Origin of the sequence: Methylosinus sp. sav-2, from assembly GCF_004366495.1 — a bacterium.
In the GTDB taxonomy this organism is placed as follows: Bacteria; Pseudomonadota; Alphaproteobacteria; order Rhizobiales; family Beijerinckiaceae; genus Methylosinus.
Genome location: NZ_SOEJ01000001.1, coordinates 17,665 through 33,944, shown reverse-complemented (window position 1 = coordinate 33,944; position 16,280 = coordinate 17,665). Strand labels below are relative to the sequence as shown.

At 66.7% G+C, this 16,280-nt stretch carries 16 protein-coding genes; 6 read left to right on the top strand and 10 right to left on the bottom strand.

Annotated features, from left to right (window positions below; all coding sequences use genetic code 11):
- Window positions 1–132: 132 nt before the first annotated feature.
- Window positions 133–630 carry a helix-turn-helix domain-containing protein gene (locus EDE12_RS00160; protein WP_026600075.1) on the bottom strand — a complete coding sequence of 166 codons (498 nt, stop codon included), beginning with the start codon at window positions 628–630 and terminating at the stop codon, window positions 133–135.
- A gap of 76 nt (window positions 631–706) precedes the next feature.
- Here EDE12_RS00160 and EDE12_RS00155 point away from each other — a divergent pair, with 76 nt between their 5' ends.
- On the top strand, window positions 707–1,204 hold the full coding sequence (locus EDE12_RS00155; RefSeq protein ID WP_026600076.1) for a PaaI family thioesterase: 498 nt from the start codon (window positions 707–709) through the stop codon (window positions 1,202–1,204).
- Window positions 1,205–1,253: 49 nt separating this feature from the next.
- Here the strand turns inward: EDE12_RS00155 and EDE12_RS00150 are convergent, their stop codons facing one another.
- The 5 genes from EDE12_RS00150 to EDE12_RS00130 all read right to left on the bottom strand — a co-directional run bounded on the left by EDE12_RS00150 (window position 1,254) and on the right by EDE12_RS00130 (window position 6,519).
- Window positions 1,254–3,548 (bottom strand): TonB-dependent receptor, encoded by a 2,295-nt coding sequence (locus EDE12_RS00150; protein ID WP_036291357.1) that lies wholly within the window; start codon window positions 3,546–3,548, stop codon window positions 1,254–1,256.
- Between the two features lie 75 nt (window positions 3,549–3,623).
- Window positions 3,624–4,031 (bottom strand): hypothetical protein, encoded by a 408-nt coding sequence (locus EDE12_RS00145; protein WP_026600078.1) that lies wholly within the window; start codon window positions 4,029–4,031, stop codon window positions 3,624–3,626.
- A gap of 58 nt (window positions 4,032–4,089) precedes the next feature.
- The gene (locus tag EDE12_RS00140; protein ID WP_026600079.1) at window positions 4,090–4,899 is read right to left on the bottom strand and encodes a class I SAM-dependent methyltransferase; all 810 of its coding nucleotides are present in this window, start codon (window positions 4,897–4,899) and stop codon (window positions 4,090–4,092) included.
- Window positions 4,900–4,927: 28 nt separating this feature from the next.
- A complete protein-coding gene (gene purD, locus EDE12_RS00135; protein WP_024878594.1) occupies window positions 4,928–6,202 on the bottom strand; it encodes a phosphoribosylamine--glycine ligase in 1,275 nt (424 codons plus the stop codon).
- A 95-nt stretch (window positions 6,203–6,297) separates the two neighbouring features.
- Entirely contained in the window at window positions 6,298–6,519 is a 222-nt protein-coding gene (locus EDE12_RS00130) for a hypothetical protein (RefSeq protein ID WP_024878595.1), read from the bottom strand.
- A gap of 301 nt (window positions 6,520–6,820) precedes the next feature.
- Here EDE12_RS00130 and EDE12_RS00125 point away from each other — a divergent pair, with 301 nt between their 5' ends.
- The 3 genes from EDE12_RS00125 to EDE12_RS00115 all read left to right on the top strand — a co-directional run bounded on the left by EDE12_RS00125 (window position 6,821) and on the right by EDE12_RS00115 (window position 10,466).
- The gene (locus EDE12_RS00125; protein WP_026600080.1) at window positions 6,821–9,523 is read left to right on the top strand and encodes a sensor histidine kinase KdpD; all 2,703 of its coding nucleotides are present in this window, start codon (window positions 6,821–6,823) and stop codon (window positions 9,521–9,523) included.
- Between the two features lie 162 nt (window positions 9,524–9,685).
- The gene (locus EDE12_RS00120; RefSeq protein WP_245275845.1) at window positions 9,686–10,012 is read left to right on the top strand and encodes a hypothetical protein; all 327 of its coding nucleotides are present in this window, start codon (window positions 9,686–9,688) and stop codon (window positions 10,010–10,012) included.
- Between the two features lie 151 nt (window positions 10,013–10,163).
- Window positions 10,164–10,466: a hypothetical protein gene (locus EDE12_RS00115; protein WP_036291361.1), complete on the top strand. Its 303-nt coding sequence runs from the start codon at window positions 10,164–10,166 to the stop codon at window positions 10,464–10,466.
- A gap of 10 nt (window positions 10,467–10,476) precedes the next feature.
- On the opposite strand, the gene EDE12_RS00110 is transcribed toward EDE12_RS00115, so the two are convergent.
- From EDE12_RS00110 to nth, 4 genes are all read right to left on the bottom strand, one after another.
- Window positions 10,477–11,709: a hypothetical protein gene (locus EDE12_RS00110; protein ID WP_026600083.1), complete on the bottom strand. Its 1,233-nt coding sequence runs from the start codon at window positions 11,707–11,709 to the stop codon at window positions 10,477–10,479.
- 118 nt (window positions 11,710–11,827) lie between these two features.
- Window positions 11,828–12,940 (bottom strand): tRNA epoxyqueuosine(34) reductase QueG, encoded by a 1,113-nt coding sequence (gene queG / locus EDE12_RS00105; protein WP_245511927.1) that lies wholly within the window; start codon window positions 12,938–12,940, stop codon window positions 11,828–11,830.
- Window positions 12,941–12,954: 14 nt separating this feature from the next.
- Complete coding sequence (locus tag EDE12_RS00100; RefSeq protein ID WP_024878601.1) at window positions 12,955–13,647, bottom strand: glutathione S-transferase family protein; 693 nt, start codon at window positions 13,645–13,647, stop codon at window positions 12,955–12,957.
- Between the two features lie 428 nt (window positions 13,648–14,075).
- Window positions 14,076–14,765, bottom strand: coding sequence for an endonuclease III (gene nth / locus EDE12_RS00095; RefSeq protein WP_026600085.1), 690 nt, complete (start codon window positions 14,763–14,765; stop codon window positions 14,076–14,078).
- A 44-nt stretch (window positions 14,766–14,809) separates the two neighbouring features.
- On the opposite strand from nth, the gene EDE12_RS00090 reads away from it, so the two are divergent.
- Window positions 14,810–15,307, top strand: coding sequence for a DUF2244 domain-containing protein (locus EDE12_RS00090; protein ID WP_026600086.1), 498 nt, complete (start codon window positions 14,810–14,812; stop codon window positions 15,305–15,307).
- Window positions 15,308–15,355: 48 nt separating this feature from the next.
- Window positions 15,356–16,255 carry a bifunctional helix-turn-helix domain-containing protein/methylated-DNA--[protein]-cysteine S-methyltransferase gene (locus EDE12_RS00085; protein WP_026600087.1) on the top strand — a complete coding sequence of 300 codons (900 nt, stop codon included), beginning with the start codon at window positions 15,356–15,358 and terminating at the stop codon, window positions 16,253–16,255.
- The last annotated feature ends 25 nt before the right edge of the window (window positions 16,256–16,280 follow it).

Below are 16,280 nucleotides of genomic sequence, written 5' to 3'. Positions count from 1 at the left end.
GCGATCCAGAAGAGACGAGAGAGCATTCACACGAAACCGGCGGCAGGTTCAACCCCCGTTCGAGCCGGCTCCGCCGCTCGAATGGGGGCGTTCGTTGCGCCGCAGCGAGAATAGCGGGCGCGGCGGCGCGCGTCATCTCGGGAGTATTTCCGAAGCCGGCGGAAAACGGCGGCGCACCTTCTCATCCGCGCCGGGGCCGGGGGCGATCAGCAGCTCCTGCGGCTCCAGCGCGGCGCCGCTCGAGCCGGTCACGCGCAGCGGGGCGATCTCCGCGCCGGTCGCCGGGTCCAGCAGGCGCAGCGGCGGTCCCGCCGCCGCCGCCCAGCGGTCGCCCCATTGCATCAGCGCCACCAGAACCGGGAACAGATCGCGACCCTTCTCGGTGAGGCGATAGTCGCGTGGATTGCCGCGTCCCGGCACGTCGATGCGCTCCATCACGCCGCAGGCGACCAGCTTCGACAGCCGCTCGCTCAGCACATTCTTGGCGACGCCGAGATTGCGCTCGAACTCGCCGAATCGGCGCGCGCCGAAAAACGCCTCACGAATGATCAGCAGCGTCCACCATTCGCCGACGATCTCCAGCGCGCGCGCCACTGAGCAGGTCTGGGAGGGGAATTGATTGTTTCTCATCGCTTCGCCGTTTATTTAGTATCTTGACGAAACCAAATATATGCCTCAGTTTCGAAAGGCTAGAGGAGATCGCCTCATGTCCGACGAAACGCAGACCCATGTCGCGGGAGCCTTGCCGCTGGAGCGCCTGGGCTCGATGAGCGGGTTGGAAGTCGTGAGAGCCATGGGCGAAGGTTCCTTGCCCGTGCCGCCGATCATGCTCCTTTTCGCCTTTCGTCCCGTCGAGATCGAGAGTGGGCGCGTCGTCTTCGCGGCGACGCCGGACGAGCGACATTATAATCCGCTCGGAACGGTTCATGGAGGCTATATCTCGGCGCTGCTCGATTCCACGATGAACTGCGCCGTCCATACGACGCTGCCGCCGGGCCAGCTCTACACGACGCTCGAGCTGAAGGTGAATTTCACCCGCGCGGTCTCCGCCGACGCCGAGATTCGCGCCGAGGGAAAGGTGCTGCACCAAGGCCGCAGCATCGCCACGGCGGAGGCGCGGCTCTATGACGCGCGCGAACGTCTGCTCGCCCATGCGACGACGACCTGCATGATCTTCGCCGCCGGCCGCGCGCCCAGCGGCTGATGAGCGGGCAGGGGAGTGGCGCGGTCGCGCCTCTCCCGCCGCCGCTCTTTCAGAACTTGAACTTCACGCCGCCCTGTATCGCGCGCGGCTGGCCCGCATAGATCGAGCTGGTCCCATTCTGCGCGAGCACGAAGCCGGGATTTTGAAATCCCGAAGTGAGCGAGTTGGAGATCACCGTCGCCGATGCGACATAGGTCCGGTCGAACACATTGCGCACTTCGACGAAGGCGGAGATGTTCTTCAGAAAGCCGATCGAGACGTCGCGATCATAATGCAGATTGAGATTGACGAGGCCATAGCCCGGAATGGTGAGCTGATTGCCATTGTCGATAAAATAGGAGCTCTTCAGCACATATTCCAAATAGGCGCCGACGCCTTTGAAATCTCCCTGCGGAATGTCGTAGCCGATGCGCGTCGTCAGCTCATGCGGGGCGACGCCGGGGATTTTATAGCCGGCGCGGTTGAAAAACGAGCTCGGCCCGCGCTGCTCGGTGAAGCTCGTGAAGATCTGATTATTGTAGGAGTAATTGGCGAGCAGCCGCCATCCGTCGATAGGCCGCCAGTCGAGCAGGAACTCCGCGCCGCGATGGGCCGAGCCCGGCGCATTATAGGTGTAGTTCTTCAGGCCATTGCCCGGCGACTGCGTCAGCATCTCGTTCTGATACCATTCGTAGAAGCCGTTGAGCGTGACCTTCAGCGTCTCCGTCGGCGTCCAGTCGAAGCCGGCGTCGAAGCCGGAGTTGCGCTGCGATTTGAGGCCGGTGTTATTGCCGTCGAGCCCCTGCTGATTGACGAAGAGGAAGCCATATTGCGGCGTTCCATAGCCGCTCGAGGCGCGCGCGTAGAATTTCCACTCGCGATCGGGCCGCCAGGTCACCGAGGCTTCCGGCGCGAAATTCCAATAGGTGCGATTGGCCGGCACGGTGGTCAGCGCGCCAGAGGGATAGGAGACGGAAGAGGACAGCGCCGCGACCTTGCTCATCTCGGTCGCCAGGGCGATGACGCCCGTCACATCCGGCGCGAGCTCCAGCTCCTCGCGGAAACGGCCGCCGAGATTGGAATGCATGATCTCCTGCTTATTGGTGAGCAATGGCCCGAGATCGCCATTGCCCCAGCCGAGCAGATTTTGCGAGTAGGTGGTGAAGCGCGCGCGATTGTACCAGACGCCGAAATTGCTCGTGAGCTGCTGGCCTTGCAGCGCGCCGTGATGGGTGAGATCGGTCGATATGTTGATCGAGGGCGCGTCGCCATAAGTGACCGGCGTGTCGATCGGCTGGTAGAAATCCTTGTCGTCATAGATGAACTGCGTGCGCAGCACCGTCTGCGCGTCTATGTCGTGCTCCCAGCGCAGGCCCAGCATGTCGCGCCGGTCGTTGCGATGCCAGCCTGATTGCTGCGCGGAGACCTGCGCCGTCGCGCCATTGGTTCCGTTGAGGAAAACGGCCGTCTGTCCGCAGAGGCTGCGGCTGACCGCGGTGGAGGGCGTCGGCAGCCCATAACAGCCGCGCTGATAGGGATTGAAATAGAATTGGTTGAGCGACATGCGCGCCGGCACATTGCCGTAGAGCTGATTATGGACCCATTTGAAGGTGAAGCGATCGGTCGGCGTCGCCTCGTAGCTCGCCTTCAGATTCACCGTCTGCGTGTTGAATTCCGTATGCGTCGTCGAGCCTTCGCCGCGTGCGTCGCTGGCGAAGAGGGCGATGTCGAAATCGCCGTATTTCTTGCCGATGGCGGTGTAATTGGTGAGATAGCCGAAGCTGCCGGCCTCATGACCCGTTTCCACGCCGTCGATCTCCGCGCCGCTGCGGGTGCGGAAATTAATGGCGCCGCCATTGGCCCAATTGCCGAACAGCGCGGAGGAGGGGCCGCGATAGACGTCGACGCCCGCATAGGCGTGCGGATCGGTGGAATCGGTGCGCGAGAATCCGTCCGGCTGCGTCATGGTGAAGCCGTCCTCGAGCAGCACGATATTGCGCATGGCGCCGCCGATGCGCGCGCCGGAGCCGCGGATGGAGAGCGTCATGTCGCGCGGACCATTGCCCTGCTTGAAGGAGACGCCGGGGCTGTATTCGACGAGATCGCCGATGGTGACGAGCGGCGAGGTCTTGAAATCCTCGCGCTTCACCGTGGTGAAAGTCTGGCCGGTCGGATCGCGATAGACGGGCAGCGCCTTTTTCTCGGGAGAAAATCCCGGCGCGGCGGCTTTTTGTCCCGCGTCGCGCGGGGCGCCCTCGCCAGCGACGTCGATGGAGGGCAGCGCCTCCTGCGCCATTGCGGAGGAAAGAGACGCGATGAGGAGCGCGCCGGCGGAAACGCCGCGCGAGAGAATGGTTCTGGTCATGACGATTTGTCTCCTGGCGCGGCGATGAGCGCGCGCGGGTCTAAAGGGCGGGGCGGCAAAGCCGCATCGGACCGATCAGGAGAAGAAAGGCGGCGCGCGCGAGAGCCAGGGCGTCGTCGGCAGAGCGACGCCGGCGCGATGAGACGTGTCGGAGCGCGCCGCGAAGGACGGCGCGTCGGGAGCGGGGAATTGCACGAATCCGAGCAGAATTGCGACGAAGCCTGTCGCGTCGCGCCGCGCCGTGATTTGCAGGCAGCAGCAGCTCGCGCCGGCGTGCTCCTCGCCGTGGTCGGAGGCGTGATGAGAGAGCTCGCAGATTTCCTGCGTCGCGGCGGTGAGCGACGCCTCGTCGGCATGCGCTGCGCGTTGGGCGACGCCCGGCGCGGCGCTCATCACGAGAGCGAGCAGCACGGCCAATAGGGCCGCGATGCGCCCGAGAATCGGGAGCCGTCGGTCGCTGAATCGCCGCCTTTGCTTCATCATTGCGGCATAATCGGCAGCGGCTCACGACTGTCAAGCCTTCGTCCGCCCCGCCAGCTTGTCAGGCGAAGGTCACGCGCGTGATCGCGGGCATGCGCTCGCGAAAAAAGGCAAGGCGCAAAAGCCCTCCGAACAGCAGCGCGCGCCATCCGCGATAGAATCGATAGTCGAAATGCTCCACCGTCTCGATCGCCGCCCAGCTTCGCAATGTGGGCGTGATCTCGCTGCGGTCGATTCCCCAGGGCATGGGCGGGATGGTGAAATTTTGCGTGAGCTTGCGGCCTTTCAGCGTCTCTCTCGAGAGCCAGCGCGGCACATGGTCGAACAAGAGGCTCGCTTTCGGAAAGCGCTGCGCCATGTCGCGCAGCAGCGATGCGGTTTCCTCCGGCGGAAGATACATGAACAGCCCTTGCGCCGTGATGAAGACGGGGCGTCCTCGCGGAACCTCGTCGAACCAGCGGCGGTCGAGCGCGCTCAGCGCCACGTGGCGATGGCGCGCGTCGGGCTTTATGAAGCGCTCGCGTATGGCGATCGACTCCGGCAGATCGACGGTGATCCACAGCGCCTCGCCCGCATCGGCCACGCGGAATCTGTGGGTCTCCAAGCCTTCGCCGAGATTGACGATCACGCCATCGGGATGCGCCGCCAAAAAGGCGCGCAGCGCATTGTCGAAGACGACGGCGCGATTGGCGTGCGAGGGCTGCGCCTTGCCGAAGCTCGCCTCATAGTCATAGTCGAGCGCGCGATAGATTTCGACGAGCCGAGGATCATGCAGCAGTCCGTTTGGCCGCAACGCCTCGCCGGCGCGATTGTGCAGCGTCCACAACATGGTTTCCGGCACGCCGGTGAGATTGGGCGCGATCTTGTCCATGCGGCCTCCTCGCAAATAGTCTTGCGCTTTATGTTTCGCGCTCGATCGCGCGCCAGCCTATGTCGCGGCGACAAAATCCCTCGGGCCAGTCGATCGCGTCGACGCCGCGATAGGCGAGCGCCTGCGCCGCCCTCGCCGTGTCGCCAAGCGCCGTGACATTGAGCACGCGTCCGCCGGCGGCGACGAGCGCGTCGCTCTCGCGCCGCGTGCCCGCATGGGTGACGATGACGCCGTCGATCTCGCCGGCGCGCGCGAGGCCTTTTATCGCCGTGCCCGTCAGCGGCGTTCCTGGATAGCCTTTCGCCGCCAGCACCACGGTGAGCGCGGTCTGCTGCGAGAAGCGCAGCGGCTTCTCCGGCAGCGCGCCTATGGCGGCGGCGCGCATCAGCGCCAGCAGATCATCCTCGAGGCGCGGCAGCATCACTTGCGTCTCTGGATCGCCGAAGCGCACATTGAACTCGATGAGCTTCGGTCCATCCTTCGTCAGCATCAGCCCGACGAAAAGCACGCCTTGAAACGGCGCGCCCATCTCGCGCATCGCGCGCAGCGTCGGCGCGACGATCTCGCGCATCACGCGCGCCTCTATCTGCGGCGTGAAGGCGGGCGCCGGCGAATAGGCGCCCATTCCGCCCGTGTTCGGCCCCGTGTCGCCGTCGCCGACGCGCTTATGATCCTGCGCGGATGTGAAAGGCAGCGCTCGCTCTCCGTCGCAGATCACGAAGAAGGAGGCCTCCTCGCCTTCGAGCTTCTCCTCTATGACGACTTCCGCGCCCGATTTGCCGAAGGCGCCGGAGAACATGGCCGTGACCGCCGTCTCCGCCTCTTCGAGAGTCTCGGCGACGACGACGCCCTTGCCGGCGGCGAGGCCGTCGGCCTTCACCACGATCGGCGCGCCCTTCGCGCGCAAATAGGCGAGCGCTTTCTCCTCATCGTCGAAGCGCTGATAGTCCGCGGTGGGAATGGCGTTGGCGCGGCAGAGATCCTTGACGAATCCCTTCGAGCCTTCGAGCTGCGCCGCGGCCTTGGACGGGCCGAAAACGGCGACGCCCTTCGCGCGCAAGAAATCGGCGAGTCCTTCGACGAGCGGCTGCTCCGGCCCGACGACGACGAGCTCTATGCTCTTTTGCGCGCAGAAGGCCGCGACGGCGGCGTGATCCGAAACATCGAGAGGCGCGAGCTCCGCTATCTCTGCGAGGCCCGGATTGCCCGGCGCGGCGTAGAGTCGGGAGAGAAGCGCGCTTTTCGAGAACGCCCGGGCGATCGCATGCTCGCGGCCGCCGGAGCCGATGAGGAGAACATTCATCCTGTGATCCGGATAATTGACGTCGGCCCTTCAATAGGGCCTCGCGCCTCCGGACGGAAGAGGGCGGCGCATCGCGCCGCCTGCGCTCTGCGATATTATGCCTTTGCGAGATCTCTGCCGCGCGGGCCGGCGTGGCGGGCCTTCATCAGACGGCGGCGGCGCAGCAGCAGGATGAGCGCCCCTGCACGGGTCGCGGGGCTTCGGACGAGCGCGGGCGTCGCCTTGCGCTCCCATGCGCTTCGATAGATGCGCCAGGCCGCGGCATAGGCGACAGTGAGCGCAGAGCCGGCGATCGCCGCGCTGATGATCTGAAACATGCCTCGTCTCCTTTGCAAGCTCGGACGGCGGCACGATGCGTCTCCTCGCCGTAAGGAAGCCATTCGCGATTTGCGGGAGGCGCATAAGGGCTTCGTAAAGATCGGGCGTGAGCGCGAAATTTCGCCGTGTCCGCGCTTGCGTGCGCGCCGCGCCTCCCGCATTTAGAGTGTTTTCGAGCGAAGTGGGAACCGGTTCGCGTGAAGAAAACACGACCGAACAAGGGAATTTAGAGTCTTTTCGGTTCAAGCTGAACCGGAAAGGCTCTAATGACGACGCAGCGTGCGAGAGAGCTTAAGGAAAATGGCGGAGACGGGAAGCGAATTCGAACGTCGGCCGGATCCGGACGCGTTGCTCGCGCTCGCCGATCGCGAGAAGCGCGGCAAGCTGCGCGTGTTTCTCGGCGCGGCGCCGGGCGTCGGCAAGACCTACGCCATGCTCGCCCGCGCTCGCGCGTTGAAGACCGATGGCGTCGATGTCGTCATCGGCCTCGTCGAGACGCATGGGCGCCGCGAGACAGAGGCGCTGACGGAAGGCCTCGAGATTCTGCCGCGCCGCAAGATCGAGTATCGCGGCCGCACGCTCGAGGAGTTCGACGTCGACGCCGCGCTCGCGCGTCATCCCGCGCTCATCGTCGTCGATGAGCTCGCGCACACCAATGCGCCGGACAGCCGCCACCCGAAGCGCTGGCAGGATGTCGAGGAACTGCTCGACACCGGCGTCGATGTGTGGACCGCGCTCAATATTCAGCATCTCGAGAGTCTCGCCGATGTCGTCTCGCGCATCGCCGGCGTCGCCGTGCGCGAGACGGTTCCAGATCGCGTGCTGCAGGACGCCGCCGATGTCGTGCTCGTCGATGTGACGCCGGACGAGCTGCTGCAGCGTTTGAAAGAGGGCAAGGTCTATGTGCCCGACATGGCGCGCCGCGCCGTGCAGAATTTCTTCACGCCGCGCAATCTCACGGCGTTGCGAGAACTGGCGCTGCGTCGCACAGCGGAGCGCGTCGACGATCAGATGGTCGATTATCTGCGGCAGAGCGCGATCGAAGGGCCATGGGCGACGTCGGAGCGGCTGCTCGTCTGCGTCGGCTCCGATCGTCTGTCGGAATTCGTCGTGCGCGCCGGCGCGCGCCTCGCGACCGGGCTCAATGCGCCTTGGATCGCGCTGCATCTGGAGCGCGCGGGAGAAGAGGAGCAGGACGCCGATCGCGCGCGGCGCGTCGACGAAGCATTGCGGCTCGCCGAGCGTCTCGGCGGAACGGTCGAGCGCATCTCCGGTCATGATCTTGCCGGTGAGGCGCTGAGATTCGCGCGGCGCGAGAATATCACGCAGATCGTCGTCGGCCGCTCGCGCGCCGGGCTGCTGGCGCGGCTGTGGCGCAAATCTCTGACCGACGAGATCGTGCGGCGCTCGGACGATATCGCCGTGCAGGTCATCACCGAGAGCCGCGCGAAGGCCGAGGAGGAGCCGCGGCCGCGCAAGGCGCTTTCTGCCAATGGCGAGCTCTGGCGCGGCGTCGGCGCGACGCTCGCCTCCGTCGCTTGCGCCACGCTCATCGCCTGGCCGCTCGACGTATGGCTGCATCTTCCCAATCTCGGGATGATCTTTCTCGCCTCCGTCGTGTTCTGCGCGCTCGCCGCCGGCGTGTGGTCGGCGGTCGCGGCCTCCATTCTCTCCTTCTTCGCTTTCGATTTCTTTTTCGTCGATCCGCGCTATGAGCTCACCGTCTCGCAAGCGCATGAGTTTCTGTCGCTGCTCGTCTACACTTTCGTCGCCATAGTGACGGGCACGCTCGCCGGCCGCGTGCGCGAGCAATCGCGCGCTATGCGCGCGCGGGCGGAGGCGGCGCAATCTCTATTCGAGTTCTCGCGCAAATTGTCGAGCGCGGCCTCGCTCGACGAGGTGATGTGGGCCGCGGCCATGCATGCGCAAAAGGCGCTCGACGCGAAGAGCGCGGTGCTTCTGGCGCCGGACGACGGTGAGCTGACGATCGCCGCCGCCTGGCCGCCGATCGACCAGCTGGACGCGAAGGAGGCGGGCGCCGCGCGCTGGGCCTTTGAGCGCGCCGAGCCGGCGGGATTGCGCAGCGGCACGCTGCCCAACATACGTTTCGCCTTTCGTCCGCTGGCGACGACGCGCGGCGTCGTGGCGGTGATCGGCCTCGAGCCGAAGAATGCGCAAGAGACGCCCTCGGCGCAGAATGAGCGAATGCTGACGGCGATTCTCGAGCAGACCGCCATCGCCGTCGATCGCGCGCTGCTCGTCGGCGAATCTGTGCGCGCCGCCGCGCTCGAGGAGAATGAGCGCTTGCGCACCACGCTGCTCGCCTCGCTCTCGCATGATCTGCGCACGCCGCTCGCCTCCATCACCGGCGCCGTCACCAGCCTGCGCCAGCTCGGCGATCGGCTCGCCGATACGGATCGGCTGGATCTGCTCGTGTCCATAGAGGAGGAGGCGGCGCGTCTGTCGCGCTTTGTCGTCAATCTGCTCGATATGTCGCGCATCGAATCGGGCGCGCTGGCGCCGCGCCGCGAGCTCGTCGATGTCGGCGACGCCGTGCGGGCCGCTATGGAGCGCAGCCGCAAGGAGTTTCCGCAGCTGAAGGTCTCGGCGAGCCTCGCGCCCGATCTGCCGGCGATTCGCGGCGACGCCGGCCTGTTGGGGCAGATCGTGTTCAACCTACTGGACAATGCGCATAAATACGGTGGCGGCCAGGCTTCGGTCTACGCCCGCCGCGACGGCTCCGAGCTGCTGCTCACTGTGACCGACGAAGGGCCGGGCGTGAAGCCGGCCGACCTCGACCGCATTTTCGAGAAATTCTACCGCGGCGGGCGCGTCGACGGCCGCAAGGCCGGCACCGGCCTCGGCCTCTCCATCTGCCGCGGCCTCGTCGAGGCGATGGGCGGCTCTATCGTCGCGCAGAGCCCGGCCATCCGCCGCAAGGGCACGCGAATCGTGCTGCGCTTTCCCATTCCGGAGCAGCCGCGCCGCGACGCTGTGGCGTGAACGCATCACTCGCCGAAATTTGAAAAAGCGCGAGCGTGACGGCCACGTTTTCGCCGTTCATTTACGTTTTCTGGCTTTCATCGACGCGCTCGGCGCGCGGCTGGCGGCGTGACTCGGGGACAGGCCGTCCGAGCGCCGCCCCGGAGGGTGATGGAGAGAGTCATGAGGGAGATTTCGGCACGAAAAATCGCGGGCGCTCTCGTCGCGCTCGGCCTCGGCGTCGCGCCGATCGTGACGGCCGCGCCGGCCGCTGCGGGCGATCCGGGCGCGGCCATCGCCGCGGGCATCGGCGGCTTCGCGCTGGGCGCGCTCGCCGGCGGCGCCGCGCGTCCGGTTCCGCCGCCCCCGCCTTATTATGGCGCGCCGGCCTATTATCCGGCGCCCGTCTATGAAGCGCCGCCGCCCTATCGCTGCTGGCGCGAGCGTCGCCCGGTGTTCGACGAATATGGCGACGTCGTCGGCTATCGACCCACCCGCGTCTGCGAGTGAGGCGAAAGGCGAGGCTTCGGCCTCGCCTTTTCGGTTTCTACGGTCCCTGCAACCATGACGACGTCGCCGCGTTACAGCCAATGAGAGGCGCGGCCGACGCTTCGGGGAGAATTCCTCGCTCCAGTCGGCCCTTCGCCGGGAGCGTCGAATCATGGGCCTATCGAAAAATTCGCGAATCCTTCTCGCCGTGACGGTCGCGGCCAGCTTCGGCGCGTCTGTCGCCGCCACGCCGTCGCTCGGCGCGCGTTTCGAGGCTCTGGCCGCGCCATCGTCAATTACGAAAGCGACGCTCGGCGACAGCGTGACGGCGCTGCGTCCCTTCGGCGATGGTCCGGCGATACTGATCGGTCGCGCCTATGGCGCCGATGACGAGGATTGCGTGCTCGCCGTCACCCGCGTCGAAGGCTCGGACGGTCAGGTCAGCGTCGCCCGCGGAATCGCCTGCCCGCAATAAGAGACGAACTTCATCGGACGACGAGGCGCCCCATTCCGCCATTGGGCTCGAGGCGCGGGCGGCGCGTGCGGAACTGCCCCTTCAGCACCAGAGCGTAGGCAATGGCGTTGAGGCCGGCGAGCGTCAGCCACCAGAGCTGCTCGGCCGCCGGGCCCAGCACGCAGATCGTCAGACCCGTCGCCAAGCCGCCGAGCAGGAACGGCGCGAGCACCGGCCGCGTCCGTCCGATGACATAAAAGGCGCGGGCGACGACGGCGGCGAGGCCGAGCGCGCCGAGAATGCCGAGATCGAACCAAACCTGAAACAGCAGGCTGCGCGGCGTGTCCGGGTAGAGATAATGGCCGGCGACGCCGAACACCGCCGCGCCGAAGCCATGGCCGATGAAGAGCCGTGGCCCATCATTGGCGATGATCCGGCCCCAGGTCTCGAGCGGGGCGGCGAAAGCCGGCAGACGCTCGGGCGCGACGAGATGCACGAGAATCGGCGCCAGCGGCGCCAGCAGGATCAGCGCCGCCGAGAGGATCGCCAGCAGCGAGCCGGCGCGGCGCGCCTTGCCGAAGGACAGCGCCAGCGCCAGCGCGCCGGCCATCAGCGCGGGCAGCGCATTGGGCGCGCGCGCCAGCAGGCAGGCGGCGACGCTGACGAGAGCGAAAAGGGCGGCCGACACCCAGCGTCCGCGCAGCGCCAGCGCGCCGAGCGCCGGCCAGATCGCCAGCGCCAGGCCGAGTCCGGCGCGTTGCAGAGCATTGCTGTCGAGATCGACCGGCTGATCGCCGCCGCTCGCCGAGAGCAGGGCGACGGCGGCGAGGGCAGCGGCTGCGGCGCCGGTGCCGATCGGCAGCAGATTGAGGTTGGACGTCTTGGTGCGCGCCGGCAGCAGCGCGCAGGCGGCGGCGACCAGCGCCAAGGTCGCGGCGCTCTTGGCGTAGCGCTCGGCCGGGCCGGCGCCGAAGGGCGTCCAGGCGAGCGACAATCCCGTCCAGCCGACGAAGAAGAAAGCGGCGAGGGCGGTCGGCGTCAGCGCCAGCACGGCGATCTCGCGCAAGCGTCGCGTCTCCGGCGTGAGGCTGGCCGAGAGCAGCAGCAGCGCGGCGCCGACGGGCAGCAGAATATAGATGGTCTGCCGCGTCAGGATCGGCGCCAGCTGCGAGATGATGAACAGCAGCATAATGCTGAGACGCGCCAAAAGGCGCGCCGCCTCGGCGGCTGGATCATCTATTGTGCGTCGCGAAACATTGGGCATGGCGGCGGCGTTCGGCGTGAGGCGCGCGCCCGAGGGCGGCGCGGAGAACTCTACTGTTTGTGCTCCGACGAATCCATGGATGCGCCGGCATTGCGCCGCGGCAATCTGTGTCGCGACGTCACTTTTTCGCTGGGTGTGTCTCTTTTGCCCACTCCTCGCGCACGGCTACGTCTTCTTCCTCAGCGAGAGCCTTCCCGGCGAGCGCGGAAAAATCTCCCGGCGGAAGCAGCCGCGCCAGCGCCCATACGGACGCGCCGCGCGCGAGCGGCGACGAATCGGAGAGCAGCGGCTCGACCGCGGCGGCGAGCTCGCGGTTCTTGGAATTGCCGATCGCTATGGCGACATTGCGCCGAAAGCGCGCATGGCCGAGCCGCTTGACCGGAGTTCCTGCGAAGAGCGCGCGAAAGCCGGCGTCGTCCAGCGCGGCGAGATCGGCGAGGGGAAGCTCGGAGAGCTCCTCGCGCAGGGCGAGCTTGGCGTCCCGCGTGGCGCGCGCGAATTTGTTCCAGGGGCAGACGGCGAGACAATCGTCGCAGCCGAAGATACGGTTGCCGATGGCCGCGCGGAACTCGCGCGGAATCTGGCCCTTGTGCTCTATGGTGAGGTAGGCGACGCAGCGCCGCGCGTCGAGCCGATAGGGCGCCGGAAAGGCCTTGGTCGGGCAGGCGTCGAGACAGGCGCGGCAGGAGCCGCAATGGTCCTCCTCCGGCGCATCCGGCTGAAGCGGAAGATCGGTGAAGATCGCGCCGAGCAGCAGCCAGGAGCCGAAGCGCCGCGAGACGAGATTGGTGTGCTTGCCCTGCCAGCCGAGCCCGGCAGCTTGCGCCAATGGCTTTTCCATCACCGGCGCCGTGTCGACGAAGACCTTGACCTCGCCGCCGCCGGCCTGCGCCAGCAGAAAGCCGGCGAGCTGCTTCAGCCTTCCCTTTATGACCTCGTGATAATCGCGTCGGCGCGCGTAGAGCGAGACGGCGCCGCGATCGGGCTTCGCCAGCGTCGCCAGCGGATCGCCGGAAGCGCCATAATCGACCCCGAGCATTATTACGGAGCGCGCCTGCGGCCACAGCGCCTTCGGCGCGGCGCGGCGGTCGGCGGTCTCCGCCATCCACTCCATATCGCCATGGGCGCCGGATTCGAGCCATTGCGCGAGATGCTCGCCGGCCTCGGCGGGAGCCTGCGCTGTCGTGATGGCGCAGAGATCGAAGCCGAACTCGGCAGCGCGGCGGCGCAGCGCCTGCTCGAGGCTCAGAAGTCCAGCTCGGCGTAGACCGGTCCCGGCGTCATGCCCGGCGTGCGATCGGCCAGCAGGGGACGGAAGGCCGGACGCGACTTGATCCGCTGATACCAGTGCTTGACCGTCTCGTCTTCGTCCCATGGCACGTCGCCCAGATAGTCGACGCAGGAGAGATGAGCCGCAGCGGCGAAATCCGCATAGGTGAGGGATTCGCCGGCCAGCCAGCGCCGCGCCTCGGTCAGATAGCCGATATAGCGGATATGGGGACGCAGATTGGCGCGCGCGACCCGCAGCAGATCCATGTCCGGCGCGCCGCCGCCGATCTCGGCCGCGAGAAAGCGCTTGTAGACTTTCTCGGTGACCAGATAATTCGTCACCTCTTCGAAGAATTTGACATTGAACCATTCGATCAGCCGGCGCGTCTCTATGCGCTCGTGCAGACCAGCCGGCATCAGCCGCAGGCCGCGGAAGTCCGGCGGCAGGCAATCCTCGAGATATTCGACGATGACGCTCGCGCCCGGAACCACGGTCCCGTCGTCGTCGACCAGCACTGGCGTCTTGCCGGCCGGATCGAGCGTCAGAAATTCCCGCCGCCGCTCGGCCGCCCGCTCCTCGACCAGCGTCGTCTCGATCCCGTATTCGGCGAGAATCAGCCGCACGAATCGGGAATGGGGGCAGAGCGGGTGATGATAGAGAGTGGGCATGGAGCCGTGATTTGACGGCGAAACGCCGGAAACTGCGCCTGGCCGCGCGAAAGCGGAGACGTTCGTATAAGTCGGAGCGCGCGGCGCGACAAGCGCGGAGATTGTGCTCGGCAGGCGTCGGGCTTCGCTCTAATTGTCTGAAAATAATACGCGTACTGCCGACCGGCGCGGGCGCCTGCGAAACCGGCCGCGAGCCGCCTTTTTTATGGGCTGCGTTAATGAATGGTTTCTGATTCGTGGCGGCTGCGCGGCGCGCGCGAGGGGCGGAGAATTCGAAACCCATGACCCCTCCCTCCACGCGGCCGGCCTATGGCTTCGGTTTAGCGGGAGAGTGGGGCGGCGTTCGTGCGCTGGCGCACATTCCGGCGCGGAAAGAAGCTCTACCGCGCGGCTTTCGACCGCTGCGGCCGTCAGATCGTCTTGCCCTCTCAGATCGTCTTGCCCTCGAAGCGGCAGAGATCGGCGATGATGCAGCGCTCGCATTCCGGCTTGCGCGCCTTGCACACGTAACGGCCGTGCAGGATCAGCCAGTGATGCGCATGCAGCTTGAAGCGCTCGGGCACGAGCTTCTCGAGGCCTGCCTCCACCTGCTCGACGGTCTTGCCCTTGGTGAGCGGCAACCGGTTGGAGACGCGGAAAATATGCGTGTCCACCGCGATCACCGGCACATGAAAGGCGATGTTGAGCACGACATTGGCGGTCTTGCGGCCGACGCCCGGCAGCGCCTGCAAAGCCTCGCGATCGCACGGCACCTCGCCGCCGTGCTTCTCGATGAGCTGCGCGCAGAGGGCGATGACATTCTTCGCCTTGGTCGGATAGAGGCCGATCGTCTTGATATAGCCGCGGAGCCCTTCGACGCCGAGCGCGAGCATTTTCTGCGGCGTGTCGGCGATCGCGAAAAGAGCGCGCGTCGCCTTGTTGACGCCGACGTCGGTGGCCTGGGCGGAGAGCACCACGGCGACGAGCAGAGTGAAGATATTCACATGCTCGAGCTCGCCTTTGGGATGCGGATCAGCCGCCTCGAGACGCGCGAAAATCTCATCGATGCGCGCAGCCTCGCGGCTGCGCGGCGATGCAGGGCGCCGCGCCTTGGCGAGCGAGCTCTTTTCGTTCGGCATAAAGGCGTTATAACTCGGCGTTCTGGAGAACGAAAGGCGGCGGCGTGACGGCGAGCGCTCCTTCTGCGGAAGCCATTTATCAGACGCGGCTGATCCCGCATCGCTCGATGACGCTGCGGCAGGCGCATGTGTTCATCCTGCTGTTCGGCGCGGGAACATGCGTGCTGTCGGTTCCCTTCTATATTCTCGGCGCCTGGCCGGTGGTCGGCTTCATGGGGCTCGATGTGCTGGCGCTCTATGTCGCGCTGCGCGTCAGCTTTCGTTCCGCCCGGGCGTTCGAGACCCTCACCCTTACCCCCTTCGAGCTCGTTATCGTCAAGAAGAGCGCCTATGGCCTGCGGCGGGAGCGGCGTTTCGACACCTACTGGCTGCGGCTCGAGACGGAGGAGGACGAGGAGTTCGGCATGCAGCGCGTGCTGCTCGTCGCGCGCGGCGAGCGCATCGAGATCGGCGGCTTTCTCGCGCCGGAGCAGAAGGCCGCGCTCGCCGAGGAGCTTTCCCGCGCGCTGGCGACGGCCAAGCGCGGACCGGTCTATTCCTGACGCGTTTTCGGGTGGCGACGCCCGGCCGCGCGCGCCATGATGCGCCGCATGACCCTGCGCTCCGACACGATCCCTCCTCTCGCCGAGACGCGGCCGCAGGAGGATTACGCCAAGGTCGCGGAGACGATCCGCTTCATCGGCGAGAATTGGCGCCGGCAGCCCTCGGTCGAGGAAATGGCGGGAGCGGCGAGCCTTTCCGAAGCGCATTTGCGCGCCTTGTTCCGGCGCTGGGCGGGACTCTCGCCCAAGGCCTTCCTCGAGGCGCTGACGCTGCGCCATGCGCGCGCGCTGCTCGGCGGCGAGACGAGCCTGCTCGACGCCTCACTCTCGCTCGGTCTTTCCGGCCCCTCGCGCCTGCATGATCTCTTCGTGACTCATGAGGCGCTGACGCCGGGCGAATATAAGCGCGGCGGCGAGGGGCTGGAGATGCGCTACGGCTTCCACCCTTCGCCTTTCGGCGAGGCGATTTTGGTCGCGACAGAGCGCGGCCTCGCCGGGCTCGGCTTCGTCGATGGCGCGCGCGCGGAGGCTTTCGACGATCTTCGCCGCCGCTGGCCGAAGGCGCGATTTTCGCTCGACGACGCGGCGACCGCAGATTTCGCGCGGCGCGCCTTCGATCCGGCGGAATGGCGGCCCGACCGGCCCTTGCGCCTCGTGCTGATCGGCTCGGAATTCGACGTTTCGGTCTGGGAGGCGCTGCTCGACATCGACATGGGCCGGGCGACGACTTACGGTGCGATCGCGCGGCGGCTCGGCAAGCCCGGCGCCGCGCGGGCGGTCGGCGCCTCCGTCGGGCGCAATCCCGTTTCCTTCGTCGTACCCTGCCATCGCGTGCTCGGAGCGAGCGGCGCGCTCACCGGCTATCATTGGGGGTTGACGCGCAAGCAGGCGATCATCGGCTGGGAGGCGGGGCGTGTCGCGCGCCGGCCGGCCGAAAGCGAGGCGTGAGGCGGAGGACAGCTCGCGCGTCCGC